General features: G+C 65.9%; 13 protein-coding genes. 7 read left to right on the top strand and 6 right to left on the bottom strand.

The features are described 5' to 3' along the window. The first annotated feature begins 392 nt into the window (after positions 1 to 392). A complete protein-coding gene (locus P3W85_RS19980) occupies positions 393 to 1,001 on the top strand; it encodes a 2OG-Fe(II) oxygenase (protein WP_035808467.1) in 609 nt (202 codons plus the stop codon). Positions 1,002 to 1,099: 98 nt separating this feature from the next. On the opposite strand, the gene P3W85_RS19975 is transcribed toward P3W85_RS19980, so the two are convergent. Beyond that, entirely contained in the window at positions 1,100 to 1,378 is a 279-nt protein-coding gene (locus P3W85_RS19975) for a hypothetical protein (RefSeq protein ID WP_276266079.1), read from the bottom strand. A 309-nt stretch (positions 1,379 to 1,687) separates the two neighbouring features. On the opposite strand from P3W85_RS19975, the gene P3W85_RS19970 reads away from it, so the two are divergent. Then, complete coding sequence (locus tag P3W85_RS19970) at positions 1,688 to 2,203, top strand: hypothetical protein (RefSeq protein ID WP_017225477.1); 516 nt, start codon at positions 1,688 to 1,690, stop codon at positions 2,201 to 2,203. Positions 2,204 to 2,293: 90 nt separating this feature from the next. Here P3W85_RS19970 and pstS read toward each other — a convergent pair whose 3' ends face one another. Further along, positions 2,294 to 3,358 (bottom strand): phosphate ABC transporter substrate-binding protein PstS, encoded by a 1,065-nt coding sequence (pstS, locus tag P3W85_RS19965; RefSeq protein ID WP_276266078.1) that lies wholly within the window; start codon positions 3,356 to 3,358, stop codon positions 2,294 to 2,296. An 804-nt stretch (positions 3,359 to 4,162) separates the two neighbouring features. Further along, a complete protein-coding gene (locus P3W85_RS19960; RefSeq protein ID WP_276266077.1) occupies positions 4,163 to 4,459 on the bottom strand; it encodes a hypothetical protein in 297 nt (98 codons plus the stop codon). Positions 4,460 to 5,065: 606 nt separating this feature from the next. Between P3W85_RS19960 and groES the strand changes: the two genes are divergently transcribed. Together groES and groL are read left to right on the top strand one after the other, a co-directional pair. Continuing rightward, positions 5,066 to 5,356 carry a co-chaperone GroES gene (gene groES / locus P3W85_RS19955; RefSeq protein WP_017225479.1) on the top strand — a complete coding sequence of 97 codons (291 nt, stop codon included), beginning with the start codon at positions 5,066 to 5,068 and terminating at the stop codon, positions 5,354 to 5,356. 41 nt (positions 5,357 to 5,397) lie between these two features. Continuing rightward, a complete protein-coding gene (gene groL / locus P3W85_RS19950) occupies positions 5,398 to 7,041 on the top strand; it encodes a chaperonin GroEL (protein ID WP_017225480.1) in 1,644 nt (547 codons plus the stop codon). A gap of 136 nt (positions 7,042 to 7,177) precedes the next feature. On the opposite strand, the gene P3W85_RS19945 is transcribed toward groL, so the two are convergent. Then, on the bottom strand, positions 7,178 to 7,966 hold the full coding sequence (locus P3W85_RS19945; protein ID WP_017225481.1) for a metallophosphoesterase: 789 nt from the start codon (positions 7,964 to 7,966) through the stop codon (positions 7,178 to 7,180). Between the two features lie 552 nt (positions 7,967 to 8,518). On the opposite strand from P3W85_RS19945, the gene P3W85_RS19940 reads away from it, so the two are divergent. Together P3W85_RS19940 and P3W85_RS19935 are read left to right on the top strand one after the other, a co-directional pair. Beyond that, complete coding sequence (locus P3W85_RS19940; RefSeq protein ID WP_430869581.1) at positions 8,519 to 9,529, top strand: YjgN family protein; 1,011 nt, start codon at positions 8,519 to 8,521, stop codon at positions 9,527 to 9,529. Between the two features lie 31 nt (positions 9,530 to 9,560). Continuing rightward, on the top strand, positions 9,561 to 10,715 hold the full coding sequence (locus P3W85_RS19935; RefSeq protein ID WP_276266075.1) for a M48 family metallopeptidase: 1,155 nt from the start codon (positions 9,561 to 9,563) through the stop codon (positions 10,713 to 10,715). A gap of 33 nt (positions 10,716 to 10,748) precedes the next feature. Here the strand turns inward: P3W85_RS19935 and P3W85_RS19930 are convergent, their stop codons facing one another. After that, on the bottom strand, positions 10,749 to 11,747 hold the full coding sequence (locus P3W85_RS19930; protein ID WP_017225025.1) for a LysR substrate-binding domain-containing protein: 999 nt from the start codon (positions 11,745 to 11,747) through the stop codon (positions 10,749 to 10,751). Positions 11,748 to 11,824: 77 nt separating this feature from the next. Between P3W85_RS19930 and P3W85_RS19925 the strand changes: the two genes are divergently transcribed. After that, the gene (locus tag P3W85_RS19925; protein WP_276266074.1) at positions 11,825 to 13,120 is read left to right on the top strand and encodes an MFS transporter; all 1,296 of its coding nucleotides are present in this window, start codon (positions 11,825 to 11,827) and stop codon (positions 13,118 to 13,120) included. Between the two features lie 11 nt (positions 13,121 to 13,131). Here the strand turns inward: P3W85_RS19925 and P3W85_RS19920 are convergent. Next, the coding region (locus P3W85_RS19920; RefSeq protein WP_276266073.1) for a TPM domain-containing protein at positions 13,132 to 13,614 on the bottom strand (483 nt) is incomplete at its 5' end.

Genomic DNA, 13,614 nt, shown 5'->3' with positions numbered 1-13,614 from the left:
CGCCATTGCCGGACTGAGCCTGCCGCGTGCCAGCCATTATTTCAAGGAGCTGATGCAGGCGGATGTGCTGTCGCTCAGCATCCGGGACCGGCAGGTGATCTACGTGCTCAAGGCCCGCCGCGCCGTGAGCCTGGCGCTGGCGTATCTCGACGGCGGCGGAATGTAGCCGGTCGCTGGCTGCACGCCGGGCTCTTGCGCTATCTTGCGGGCACGGCCATGCGCTGGGACGCCGCGTCTCGACAGGCGCACATTCCTGGCCCCCGGCGCGCGCTCCCTGCGCCATGTGGATGCCATGTCATGCCATGCCATTGCCCGGCATTCGCTTCGCGCGATCGCCACGCTCTTTGCCTCTTGTCCTGTTGTTTGTTGTCCCGTATTGAAATCAGGTATCAATGTCTGCTTTGGAAACCTTGTTTGCCGCCCTGGAAGAGCAGGGCTGGGCTGTCTCCGACGAACTTGTCGACCCCGCCCTGGTGGCGCGGCTATATCGCGACAGCCGTGCTGCCTGGGAGGGCGGCTTGTTTCATCAGGCCCGGATAGGCCGGGGCCAGGAAGCCGCCCGCGATCCGGACATCCGCGGCGATTCGATCCTGTGGCTGGACGATGCGCCTGTCGCCGGGGCCACGCAGGACTTCCAGGCCTGGGCGGCCGGGTTCCGGCAGGCCTTGAATGCCCGGTATTATCTTGGCCTGAAGCGCGAGGAGTTTCACTTCTCGCACTATCCGGTGGGCACCGCCTACAAGAAGCACCTGGACCAGCACCGGGCGACCGAGCACCGCAAAATCTCGCTGGTGCTATATCTGAACCCGGAGTGGGAGCAGCACGATGGCGGCGAACTTGTGCTGTATCCGCCGGATGGCCAGGCTAGCGCATTGCGCCAGGTGCTGCCGCAATGCGCGCGGCTGGCAGTGTTTCGCAGCGACCTGATCCCGCATGAAGTGCTGCCTTGCCGACGGACCCGCTGGGCGCTGACCGGCTGGTTCCGCACCGATCCGGCCTAGGCGCTGCCTCGGGGCGTTTCAGATCCGTTCCGGATGATACCGGCGCCGGTGGGCCTGCTCGCGCTGGCCTGGCGTGGCATGCGGATGACGGGCCGGGTTCACGCCCGGGCCGGCGGGAAAACCGCGTCGCGACGTGTTGGCGCGTCGGCAAGGAAGTCGGCGACGACGGCTTCGGCAAGCAAGGCTTCCTGCTCCATGCCCTCCCTCCGGTACTCCAGTGCGACACCATTCATCAGGTCGACGAAGGAGGTGCGCCCATGCGCGGTCTTGAGCGGGCAATAGGTGGCGGCGAGGGTGCAATCGACCAGGACGTGCGCAACAGCATTGCGCAACTCGTCAATGGCGCTGGGCAGGGCTGCGGTATCGGGGGTGGTCATGGGACGCTCCTTCGTGACCGTGAACGGGAGGGCTCGGGCTGGTGTCGCGCGCGGGATGGAGGATCTACCGGCATTTGCCCCAGCATGGACACCGGTATCTGCCGGCCCGCCCTTCGGCTTTCCCTTTGCGTGCCAGGCGGCTGCTCTCTTGCATGGTAGTGCGCGCCGTGCGGCAGCGAAAGGCGCGCCGCCTGCCGCTGCGGCCATCGCCTCGTTGACCGCCTCCCGGCCTCGCTGGCGTGCTGCCAGTTGCGCGGAATAAACGATATATACTGTATTTGCCTGAAAACAATGCTCCGCGGAGGATATATGGCAACGGGTTCAAATCGGAAGGCACGCACTGCCGCCCCGGTCGCGGCAAACGGCGAAGCTGGCGCGCCGGCGACCACGGTGGTGAAGACGACGAAGCCGGCGAAAGCCGCGAAGGCCGAGAGGGCCCGGAAGCCTGAAGCGGCTGACAAGGCCGGCGGTCCCGCTGTGAAGTCGAAAGCCTCGAGCGGGGCAACGAAAGGCGCCGCCGCGAAGCCGGGGAAGGCGCCGCGGGAGAACGGCGCGGACAACGGCGGCCAAGGGGGTGGCAAGAAGAAAGTGGTGCGCGACAGCTTCACCATGCCCGAATGGGATTATCGAAAGCTGGCGGAACTCAAGCGCCGGTGCCTGGACGGCGGAGCGCATGTGAAGAAGAGCGAGTTGCTCAGGGCCGGCCTCAAGCTGCTGGAAGCCCTGCCCGAAAAGAAGCTGCTGGCGGCCGTGGGTGGAGTCGAAACCGTGAAGACCGGACGCCCGTCGAAGCGCAAAGCGCGCGAAGCCAGTCCCGCGCAATAGCAATAGCGCCGGTGCCGGACCGACCCTTGCCGCATGGGGCGGCCGGGCGGGCCCCGCTGCTGCCGGTCCTTTCGCCGGGCGCCCGGACTGCTATTGCCGGGGAGCCTGTGCGCCGATGCTCTGCAAGCCGATGGCCGCGCCATGGACATCGGTGATGCGCGCCAGTTCGCGATAGGCGTTGGCCTGGACCCGCTCCGGGAGCGGGACAAACTTTGCGTCGCGGGCGAGATCGTCGCCGTGGAGGTAGCCCCAGGTGATGAATTTCAATGCCTCAAGCGTGCGCGTGCCGGTCTTGCTCACCACCGGGATCGCGATGAAAGTGCCCATGGTGATAGGCCAGGTGTCAGCGCCGGGCTGGTTGATCAGGCTGGCGGTGAAGTCGCCCTTCCGGTTCCAGTCGCTGTGGAGGACCGCCTCGCGGAATCCGCCGACCTGCGCCGATACGAATCGCCCCGCGGCATTGCGCAGCTGGACGGCGTTCAGGTTGCCTTCCAGTACATAGTTGTAATCCACATAGCCGATTGCGCCGGCCACGTTCTGTACCGCCTTGACCACTTCCGCGCTGCCCCGCACGGCGGTGAAGCCCGCAGGCCAGGGCAGGGTGGACCGCGCACCAAAGGCGGTCTTCCATTCGCCGCTGACTGCGCTCAGGTAGTCGCTGAAGTGATAGGTCGTGCCGGAGCCGTCGGCGCGCACCACCGGCCTGATCGGCAGCTTCGGAAGCGTGACGCCCGGATTCAGCGCGCGGATCTCGGGCGCATCCCAGTATTCCAGTTTCCCCTGGAAAATGCCTGCCAGCAGCTCGCCGGTCAGTTTCAGCCTCCCCGGCGGGAGCGCGGGGAGGTTGACTACCGGCACCGCCGCCGTCACCACGGACGGGACAAAGACCAGGCCCGCCTTTTTCGCTTCTGGCTCGGGCATGGGCACATCCGATGCGCCGAAATCGACCTGTCCCTCGCGAATGCGCCTGATGCCTTCGCCCGAGCCCACTGCATCGTACTTGATGGCTGCGCCGGTGGCGTTCTTGTAGGCTGCGGCCCATACGCGATAGACCGGCGCTGCGGCGGTCGAACCGGCGCCAAGGATGTCGGCCGAGGCACCGCCGGCGAAGCAGCCGGTCAACACCAGGGTGGCGAATACGAGGTTTTTGGACATGGGCATGAGCAGGAGGGCGAGAGCATGTTGGGCGAGCGCGATTGTATAAGCCCTGCACGCGATTCGCGGCAGCATCCCGCTCGCGCGCTTCGTGAATAGTTGATGACAGTCTCAACCATTGGCCTCGGGCGGTCGTTAAGATGGCTACGCAATCTTCATCTTGACGCGGATGGCTTGAGCACGGCGAGGCACACGCACCGGAAGGTGTCTTCCGCGACGCACAGCCGTCCGCTGCCGAGTGTTTCCACCGAATCTTGCCGGCGGCATCGTCAATCGCTGTATGAGCCTCTTCAGGTCGCTTTTCTGGTGCCCGTTATCGGTATTCGCCATCGTTACGGTACCCGTTGCCGAATCCCCGCGGGAAGCGGCCCCGGGCGGGGCGCCGTTGCCGCCGTCCTATGAGATCACGACCGCGCGCCAGGGAACCGGCATCGTGGCAGGCAAGTCCGCCCCGCTATCCGGCTGAGCCGGCGTGCTCGCCTGAGTCTCTCCGAGGTTCGGGAGTGCGGGGCGGGAGGGCGTTCATGCCGCGCTGCATGATTTCCGGATTTTAGCCTTCCTGGCTCAAGATGCGGTATGGCGCATATAATTAATTGTGCGACGCAGCAGTCGATGTGAGACTCGGAAAGCTTGGCTTGCCAGGGACGACGGGCAAGCTCGCCATGGTGCGCAGGATCATGGCCATGCGCCCGCGGGCCCGAGTGGATATTGCTGCTGTATCCAGGGTCCTGGTGAATTCCCGTCGAGGCCCATCAGGCAGCCATCCATCCTGATCATTCAAAGAATCATGGCTGCGTCCAGCAATCATGATGAGGTGCGCAAATGTTGCCGTGCGATCGATGCAAAGGCCAAGCCGGCAGGCCAGGACACCTGCCGCCCCACCCGGATCTTGAAAAAGCGCCGGACCTGTCCCCGCGTGAAGGCGCAACCGCGCACGCCTACCAGTGCAGGAAGTGCGGCCACATGCTGGTGCTGCAAAGCCCCGGCCGGGATATGCCAGATTTCTGGGTGCTGGGGGATGGCGCGTTCCCGGCGTGACATCGGGGCGCGGGATACCGGATACCTGACAGCGCCAGGCCAAACAAAAAGAGCCATCAGCATGATGGCTCCTATCCCCGCGATCCAGCGCCGGCAGCAGATCCCAACCCTGGCATTCTCAGATGCGCATGGGATAGGCAGGGTCTGCAAGCGGCCCCTCGGGATCCCGTCACGCCTACCCCTTGCAGGGCGGCGTGGGCATTGGCATTCCAGACTTATCAGCCCGATCCCGGTGCGAGGCTGACTTTATCCGCGTATTGTTTCGCGCGGAAGACACCCAAGTGCCAAGGGGAGCACGCCGCCGTTGCGCCGCTGGTGCCCGGCTGCAGGTGCCGGCAGGCCGGTGCTGCCCTCGTGATAGGGCCGCAGCGGGAAGGGGTCTCTTTCCCTGCCTGCACCGGCATTTTCCTTCTCGCGCCGCCCCGTTATTTCGACATCCGGGGTGCTCCGAAGCCACCGTCGGGCCCGGTGCTGGCAACGAATATCGATGTTAGAGGGTAAACACGTATCAAGTTGCCGACTTGAAAACGTAAACCCCCGTCCCTATAATTAGCACTCGTTGGGCATGAGTGCTAACAGACCTCGCCTAGCGTACTAATTCTGCTGGCCGTCAGTGCTGGCGGCCAATTTTGTGAACCTAAAATCACTTTTTTGTACCAAGGAGTCCGTATGAATCTGCGTCCTTTGCACGACCGCGTGATCGTGAAGCGTCTGGACAATGAAACCAAGACCGCTTCCGGCATCGTGATTCCCGACAACGCTGCCGAAAAGCCTGATCAAGGTGAAGTGCTGGCCGTGGGCCCCGGCAAGAAGGATGACAAGGGTGCTTCGATCGCGCTCGACGTCAAGGTGGGTGACCGCGTGCTGTTCGGCAAGTATGCCGGCCAGGCCGTGAAGGTGGATGGCCAGGAACTGCTGGTCATGCGCGAAGAAGACATCATGGCCGTGGTGAACAAGTAATCCACGCACCCCGACTCGTACAGATTTAGGAGATTCAGAACATGGCAGCTAAAGACGTAGTATTCGGCGACGCCGCCCGCGCCAAGATGGTCGAAGGCGTGAACATTCTCGCCAACGCAGTGAAGGTTACCCTGGGCCCGAAGGGTCGCAACGTCGTGCTGGAGCGCAGCTTCGGCGGCCCGACCGTGACCAAGGACGGTGTGTCCGTGGCCAAGGAAATCGAGCTGAAGGACAAGCTGCAGAACATGGGCGCGCAAATGGTCAAGGAAGTGGCTTCCAAGACCAGCGACAACGCCGGTGACGGTACCACCACCGCAACCGTGCTGGCCCAGTCGATCGTGCGCGAAGGCATGAAGTACGTTGCCGCCGGCATGAACCCGATGGACCTGAAGCGTGGCATCGACAAGGCTGTGGTGAATGCGGTCGAAGAGCTGAAGAAGCTGACCAAGACCACCACCACCAGCAAGGAAATCGCCCAGGTCGGCTCGATCTCCGCCAACAGCGACGAAGTGATCGGCAAGCTGATCGCCGAAGCGATGGACAAGGTCGGCAAGGAAGGCGTGATCACCGTGGAAGACGGCAAGTCGCTGGCCGACGAGCTGGAAGTCGTGGAAGGCATGCAGTTCGACCGCGGCTACCTGTCGCCGTACTTCATCAACAACCAGGAAAAGCAGGTTGTTGCCCTGGAGAACCCGTTCGTCCTGCTGTTCGACAAGAAGATCTCGAACATCCGCGATCTGCTGCCGGTGCTGGAACAAGTGGCCAAGTCGGGCCGCCCGCTGCTGATCATCGCTGAAGACGTCGAAGGCGAAGCCCTGGCGACCCTGGTGGTGAACAACATCCGTGGCATCCTGAAGACCGCCGCCGTCAAGGCTCCGGGCTTCGGCGACCGCCGCAAGGCCATGCTGGAAGACATCGCCATCCTGACCGGCGGTGCAGTGATCGCCGAAGAAATCGGCCTGACGCTGGAAAAGGCAACCCTGCAGGAACTGGGTCAAGCCAAGCGCATCGAAATCGGCAAGGAAAACACCATCATCATCGACGGCGCCGGCGACGCAGCCTCGATCGAAGCACGCGTGAAGCAAATCCGTGCCCAGATCGAAGAAGCGACCTCGGACTACGACCGTGAAAAGCTGCAGGAACGCGTGGCCAAGCTGGCCGGCGGCGTTGCAGTGATCAAGGTTGGCGCTGCCACCGAAGTCGAAATGAAGGAAAAGAAGGCACGTGTGGAAGATGCACTCCACGCAACCCGTGCAGCCGTGGAAGAAGGTATCGTCCCCGGCGGCGGTGTGGCCCTGCTGCGCGCTCGCGCTGCCATCGCTGGCCTGACCGGCGACAACGCCGACCAGAACGCGGGCATCAAGATCGTGCTGCGCGCCATGGAAGAGCCGCTGCGCCAGATCGTGCTGAACGCTGGTGAAGAAGCTTCGGTCGTGGTGGCCAAGGTCATCGACGGCAAGGGCAACTTCGGCTACAACGCCGCCAGCGGCGAGTACGGTGACCTGGTGGAAATGGGCGTGCTGGACCCGACCAAGGTGACCCGCACCGCGCTGCAGAACGCTGCATCGGTCGCTTCGCTGATGCTGACCACGGATTGCGCCGTGGCAGAACTGCCGAAGGACGAATCGGCTCCGGCAATGCCGGGCGGCATGGGCGGCATGGGCGGTATGGACGGCATGATGTAAATCTGCCGGGCCGCCGGTCAGGCGGCCTGCCATACCCGCATCACCCGCATCACCCGTAGTAGCAAAAACCCCCGCTGGCGCGAGCCGGCGGGGGTTTTTGTTTTCCTATCCGTATCCGTGCCTGGCAGGGCCTGGCTCAGAGTTCTACCGTGTAGCGCCAGTCGAAGGCGGGGTTTTCCAGTTCGCCGCTCTTGCGATGCACATATCCTCGCGGGTTGCAAACCACGCGCGCGTTGTCGAGCCGATAGTCGAAGCCGGTGTGGGTGTGGCCATGGATCCAAAGGTCGGCCTGCGCGACCAGATCGGGTCGGCGCGAGATAAAGCCGCTCGAGACCAGGTCGTGGGAGAAGCGCGGGTCCAGGCTGCCAAGATCGGGGGCGTGGTGGGTCACCACCACCGTCTTGCCGGCGAAGGGCGTGGCGAGCTGCGCCGCCAGCCAGTCACTGGCCGCCTGGTGCCGCGCCAGCGCGTCGGCTGTGGTGAACCGGCGCTTGCGGCCGTCTCCGTCCGCGATCTCGATCAGGCGATGGTCGATCATGACACCGGCGCAGGCGAGCATCGATGCCTCGCGCCGGTCGGCGCCGAAGAGAGCATAGTCCGTCCACCAGGTGGTGCCGATCACGCGTACCGGTTCGCCGGCCGGATTGTCAAAATGCGCGACGGCTCCGTTCAGGACGTGCACGTTAGGCGCAGCCCGTGCTGCTTCCGTCATCAGCGCATCGACCTGCTCGAAGGAGCTTTCGTAGTACTCATGGTTGCCGGGCACGTAGACCACCGGCCCGGGAAAGTTGCGCGCAGCCCAGTCCACGCCGGCGCGGCCGTTGGCGATATCGCCGGCCAGCACCACCAGATCGGCGGCGCATGCCGGCAACGATGCCGGCATGTGGTGCTCGAGGTGCAGGTCACTGAGGATGCGAAGCTTCATCGGATGTCTCCATGCGGTCTGCGCCGCCTGCGCGGGGGCGCGTTGGTCTGCATGGATTCTACCCAATCGGTATTGTTCCGCCCGGCCCGGCCCTTGCCGCGTTCTCCCCGTGCGGCGCGTTGCTCCGCCACGATCACGCAGCATGCATGAAGCGGGTCCGAAGCGGGGCGGCTTCCCAGCCTTCCTCGGGTAGCCCACGTCTTGCGAGCGTTTTGCCCGATTGTTCCAGCTTCTTGGTCCACAAGTCCTGAAGGGGCGGATGTTGGCTGGTTCACATTGGGCTGGAGGAGGCTCGGCTTGTTGGATGGGGCCAGAACTTTCTTAAAATGCCGCCGCCTACGATCGATTTGCTTGCATTTTTGATACATTGCTCGCGGAAGTGGAGCGAAAGCGATATCGTCGCGCATTGCACTGATCATCGGTCGAGCGGGAACGCCGCCAAATTGCAGTCTTCAGGGGATAAACACAATGCAACAAGAAGATAACAACACCTTCCTGGCGCCACCGCTCGCAACGCCTGCGGTGCCGGCCGCTGCCGCGTCGCCGCGTCCGATGCGTTTCGAGTTCATCGGTTCGGGTTCGGAGTATTTCCGCATCTGGATCGTCAATGCGCTGCTGACTATCGTCACGCTGGGCATTTACTCTGCGTGGGCCAAGGTGCGCACGATGCAGTACTTCTATCGCAACACCCGCTTGGACGGTGCCAGCTTCGACTACCACGGCCGGGCTACGGCCATCCTCAAGGGGCGCGCCATTGTCTTCGGCATGGCCATGCTGTTCCAGCTCAGCAGCCATGTCTCGCTGTTGCTGGCGCTCGCCCTGGGGCTGGCCCTCGCGGCAGTGTTTCCGCTATTGCTGGTGCGCTCGCTGCGTTTCCGCATGGCCAACTCGAGCTACCGTGGCTTGCGCTTCGCCTTCACGGGCGGCGATGCCCAGGCCTACAAGGTGTTCCTGCTGTGGCCGGTGCTGACGGTGCTCACGCTGTATGCGCTGGCGCCGCTGGCGCACCAGCGCTTCAAGCAGTACCAGCATGACAACACCCGTTTCGGCACCGCGCCGTTCGGCATCAGTGCGACTGCGGGCGGCTTCTACGGCGTCTACCTGCGCGCCTTCGGCATGATGGTGGCGGTGGTGGCATTGACGGCGCTGGCCGGCAGCCTGCTGGGGGCACAGATGAGCGCGGGTGTCGCCTCGCCGTCCGCAGTCTCTGCCGTTGCCGCCGTGATCGGCTTCTATATCGCGCTGCTGGCGGTCGGCCCCTTCTTCATGGCAAGGCTGCAGAACCTGGTGTGGAACCACACCACGCTGGCACCGCACGCCTTTCGCAGCGAGGTCAAGGCGAGCCGCCTGCTTTTCATCTTCGTGACCAATATGATCGCCAATGTGCTGACGCTGGGACTGTTCCTGCCGTTCGCGCGGGTGCGCTCGATGCGTTACCGCATCGAATCCATGACCATGCTGGTTGCGGCGCCGCTGGATGCCTTCGTGGCTGGCGAAACGCAACAGGTCGGTGCGCTCGGCGATGCCGCGGTGGACTGGTACGACATCGATATCGCACTCTGAGCGTGCCGGTCACTTCCATATCGAGGCCCTGATGCAGGATCTTCCCGAAGCCGTCCCAGCCCATCCCGCCGCGGTCGCCGCCACTTATTTCGACGGCCGCTCGTCGCGTGCCCACGCCGTCAAGCTGTCCATCGAAGGCCGCGACGCGGTGCTGCGCGAAGCCAACGGCGGGGTGCTGCGCCGCGCGCCGCTGGCGTCGCTGCGCGTCTCCGAGCGGGTCAAGCGCGCGCCGCGCCTGGTGACCTTTGCCGACGGCGCCTTCTGCGAGGTGAGCGATCACGCCGGCTTTGCCGGGCTGCTGGCCGCCGGCGGCCACCGCGAGGGCTGGGTGGTGCGGGCGCAGAACAGCTGGCGCCTGGCGGCGCTGTCGGTGCTGGGCCTGGTCGCGGTGCTGGTGCTGGGGTACTTCGTGGTGCTGCCGTGGGGCGCCGGCATGGTGGCGCGCAGCGTGCCGCCGGCGCTGGAGGCACGGCTTGGCGACGCCACCTTGAGCAGTCTCGACAATGGCCTGCTCCAGCCCTCGGCGCTGCCGCGGGCGCAGCAGGAGCGCATTCGCGCCGACTTCGCGGCACTGGCGCGCCCGCCCGATCCGGGTCACCGCTACCTCATCCTGTTCCGCCAGGGCGGCCGCCTCGGGGCCAACGCGCTGGCGTTGCCGGGCGGCACCATCGTGGTCACCGACGAGCTGGTGAAGCTGGCCGGGTCCGGCCCCGGCCTGATGGGTGTGCTGGCCCACGAGGCGGGGCATGTGGCCCAGCGCCATGGCTTGCAGCAGATACTGCAGGCCTCGGCGGTGGGCGCGCTGGCCGCTTATTTCTTCGGCGATTATTCCAGTGTGCTGGCAGGGGTGCCGGCCGCCATCCTGACGCTGCGCTATTCGCGCGACCACGAGCGCGCGGCGGATGCCTATGCGGTGGAGGTCATGCAGCGCAACCATTTGCCGGTGTCGGCCTTCGCCGATGTGCTGGAAGCGCTGGAGGCTGCTCACCAGCAGCCGGATGACCCGGCCGCCAAGGCTCCCCCAGGGCAGGAAGCCGGCGCCTCGGCCGCGCCGGGCGAGCGGGAGACCAAGCGGGAGCGGCGCGGCCGCCGTGCCGCGGAGGACGAAGACGAGAGCGGGAGTTTCTTCTCGACCCATCCGCTGACGCACGAGCGCATCGAGGCGCTGCGCGCGGCGGGCCGCTAGCGGACCGCAGGCGCCCGTCAGCGCACCGCAGGGTCAGGTGCCGGTCTCCGAGATCGCCACCTGGCCTTGCAACCAGCCGTGGAACTGCTGGATCGCCTTCTCGCGGGGACTGTTTTCGCGCCAGGTGACCCAGTAGTGCAGGCTGGACGGAATGCGCGTGGTGCCGATCTGCACCAGCTCGCCGCTGGCAATGTAGTCGCGGGCCAGCTGCAGGCGCGCGGTGGCCACGCCAAGCCCTGCCACTGCCGACTGCAGCATCATGCCCGCATCCTGGAAGATCGGCCCGCGCTCGGGTTCGGCGCCGGGCAGGCCGGCGCTTTCCAGCCAGTCCCGCCAGGGCCGCAGGGCGAAGCGCAGCATCGGCATGCGCGGCAGGTCGTCCAGCGTGAAACCGGGGTAGCGTGCCAGCAACGCCGGGCTGGCCACCGCGATCACGTGGTCCTCGATCAGGTTATGGCAGGCAAAGCCGGGCAGGTCGACACGCTGGTGCCAGATGCCCACGTCCACCGAATAGGGATCGGGCGGGGAGATCTCGGTGTGCAGGCGCAGGTGCAGGTCGAGCCCGGGCAGGGCTTCGTGCAGGCTCGGCAGGCGGCGGATCAGCCAGGCATTGGCGAGGTCGGCCATGACGCTGACTTCCAGCCGTACCACTTGCGGGGCGCCGCCATTGCTGGCCTCGCGCAGGCCATCCTCCAGTTCGCCGAGCCCGTCGCGTATCCGCTCCGCCAGCCGCGCGCCCACATTGGTGGGCACCATCAGGTGGCCGGCGCGCTGGAACAGCTTGCTGCCGAGCTTGTCTTCCAGTGCGCGGATATGGTGGCTGATGGCGCTGTGGGTCAGGGCGAGTTCCTCCGCGGCACGCGAGAAGCTGCGGTGGCGGGCGGCGGCTTCAAGGGCGCGCAGCGCCTGCAGCGCGGGCAGGCGCGGGAGGCGATGCGGGTGGGCTGGTTCTGCCGGCCCGGCCGGCTCAGTCGGTTCAGCCGGTTCGGCGTGAAGGCCGGCGCCGGAGCGCTTAGGGTGTCGGAGGGTCATTGCCGTCAAATTCTACTCACAATTGCGGCAGGTATCTTTCGTTGGTGTCGCGCACCGGGACTGGCGACAATGCGAACATGACTTCAGCCAATACGCCTTCCTCCCCAGCAACGCCGTCCTTGCCCGCGCCACGGGCCGGCGAGCCTTCGCATGCCGCCGCGCGCTGGCGCGTGCTCTGCATTTTCTCGCTCGGCTTCCTGGTTTCCTATATTTTCCGGGGCGTCAATCTCGGCTTCGCGCCGCACCTGATCCGCGAGATGGGCCTGGGCGCTGCCGATCTGGGCGTGCTGACCAGTTTTTATTTCCTTGGCTTTGCCTGTGCGCAATTGCCGGCCGGGCTGTTGCTCGACCGCTTCGGTCCACGCCGTACCGAGGCCGTGCTGCTGCTGGCGGCGGTGGCCGGCGCGCTGGTGTTTGCCTCGGCGGCCAATATGGCGGCGCTGGCGGCGGGCCGCCTGCTGATCGGCGTGGGTGTTTCGGTCTGCCTGGGCGCGGCCATCCAGGCGCTCTCGATCTGGTTTCCGCTCTCGCGCATGCCCTTGCTCAACGGTGTGGTGATGGCCATCGGCGGGCTGGGTGCCGTGGCGGTGGGCGCGCCGCTGGGTTGGCTGCTGTCCTGGACGGACTGGCGCTCGGTCAGCTACGGCCTCGCCGCGGTGACGCTGGCGATGGCGGGCCTGCTGTGGTTCGGTGCGCCGGAAGCCGGGCGCGCCGGCAAGCAAAGCCTGCGCGAGCAGTTGCGCGGCACGGTGCAGGTATTCCGCAATGCGCGCTTCCTGCGGGTGGTGCCGCTCACGTTGCTCAACCAGGGCATCTTCCTGTCGGTGCAGACCTTGTGGGTTGGGGCCTTCCTGCGCGATGTGGGCGGGCACACGCCGGAGCAGAGCGCGCGGCTGGTGTCGGTGATCGGCTTTGCCATGATGGGTGGCTGCGTATGCGCCGGCTGGGCGGCGCGCCATCTCGAGCGTGCCGGCGTGAGCCTGTACGCCTTTGCCGGTGCCGGCATGTGCGGTTTCATCGGCATCCAGTGCCTGATCATGGCCGGCGTGCCGCTGCCGCCAGTCCTGCTCTGGGCGGCGTACGGGGTGTTCGGTTCGAGCGGCATCCTGGCTTATGCGGTGCTGGCGCGCAGCTTTCCCGATGCCCTGATCGGGCGCGCCACCACGGCGCTGACGCTGACGGTCTTCCTTTCCACCTTCGCCTGCCAGATCGGCATCGGCATGGTGCTGGATCTCTGGCCGGCCGATGCGGGCCGGTATCCGAAGGCGGCGCACCTGGCGGTATGGACCGGGCTGGTGGCGCTGCAGGTGCTGGCCGCGCTGTGGTACCTGTTGGGGGCGCGCGGCGGCAAGGCCGTGGCCCAGCCCGCGTGATATGCAGGCGGCTACAGGATGACCGGCCGGTCGTCGAGTTCGTTGGGGTTGGGCCCGTCGCCCGCCGGGAAGTGCGCGGCCAGTTGACGGTGGATCTTGTCCACCGCGGCCAGTACGGGCTTGACCGACAGCTCGCGTGCCAGCCCGGCCGCGAGTTCGCCGCAGATCGCGCGCCAGGTTTCCGGGCCCACGCGGGCGTCGATGCCGCGATCGGCCAGCAGTTCCACCGCATGGTCGGCCAGGTTGATATAGAGCAGCACCCCGGTATGGCCTTCGGTATTCCACACCTCCAGCGTCCCGAACAGGGCACGCGCCCGGGCGCGCGGGCTGACGCCCGCTAAAGCCATTGCCACCGGCAGGCTGGATTCGATCACCACCCGGACTTCGCCGCGATGCTGCTGCTCGCCGGCGCGGACCGCCTGCTGCAATTGCTGCTGGGCCTCGGCGGGGAAGTGCCGGCTGGCGGCACCGGGACGGGTGCCGAGATGGCGCAG

It is taken from the genome of Cupriavidus basilensis (assembly GCF_029335485.1).
GTDB classification, from domain to species: domain Bacteria; phylum Pseudomonadota; class Gammaproteobacteria; order Burkholderiales; family Burkholderiaceae; genus Cupriavidus; species Cupriavidus basilensis_E.
Note: the sequence above shows the minus strand (reverse complement) of the source record. Positions and strands in the feature narration are given on the sequence as shown.

What these genes read in the sequence shown, in the direction of transcription:
- P3W85_RS19980 (WP_035808467.1), top strand. Translation starts at nt 393, where the DNA reads ATGTCTGCTTTGGAAACCTTGTTTGCCGCCCTGGAAGAGCAGGGCTGG.
- P3W85_RS19975 (WP_276266079.1), bottom strand. Translation starts at nt 1,378, where the DNA reads ATGACCACCCCCGATACCGCAGCCCTGCCCAGCGCCATTGACGAGTTG.
- P3W85_RS19970 (WP_017225477.1), top strand. Translation starts at nt 1,688, where the DNA reads ATGGCAACGGGTTCAAATCGGAAGGCACGCACTGCCGCCCCGGTCGCG.
- pstS (WP_276266078.1), bottom strand. Translation starts at nt 3,358, where the DNA reads ATGTCCAAAAACCTCGTATTCGCCACCCTGGTGTTGACCGGCTGCTTC.
- P3W85_RS19960 (WP_276266077.1), bottom strand. Translation starts at nt 4,459, where the DNA reads ATGCTGATGGCTCTTTTTGTTTGGCCTGGCGCTGTCAGGTATCCGGTA.
- groES (WP_017225479.1), top strand. Translation starts at nt 5,066, where the DNA reads ATGAATCTGCGTCCTTTGCACGACCGCGTGATCGTGAAGCGTCTGGAC.
- groL (WP_017225480.1), top strand. Translation starts at nt 5,398, where the DNA reads ATGGCAGCTAAAGACGTAGTATTCGGCGACGCCGCCCGCGCCAAGATG.
- P3W85_RS19945 (WP_017225481.1), bottom strand. Translation starts at nt 7,966, where the DNA reads ATGAAGCTTCGCATCCTCAGTGACCTGCACCTCGAGCACCACATGCCG.
- P3W85_RS19940 (WP_430869581.1), top strand. Translation starts at nt 8,519, where the DNA reads ATGCGTTTCGAGTTCATCGGTTCGGGTTCGGAGTATTTCCGCATCTGG.
- P3W85_RS19935 (WP_276266075.1), top strand. Translation starts at nt 9,561, where the DNA reads ATGCAGGATCTTCCCGAAGCCGTCCCAGCCCATCCCGCCGCGGTCGCC.
- P3W85_RS19930 (WP_017225025.1), bottom strand. Translation starts at nt 11,747, where the DNA reads ATGACCCTCCGACACCCTAAGCGCTCCGGCGCCGGCCTTCACGCCGAA.
- P3W85_RS19925 (WP_276266074.1), top strand. Translation starts at nt 11,825, where the DNA reads ATGACTTCAGCCAATACGCCTTCCTCCCCAGCAACGCCGTCCTTGCCC.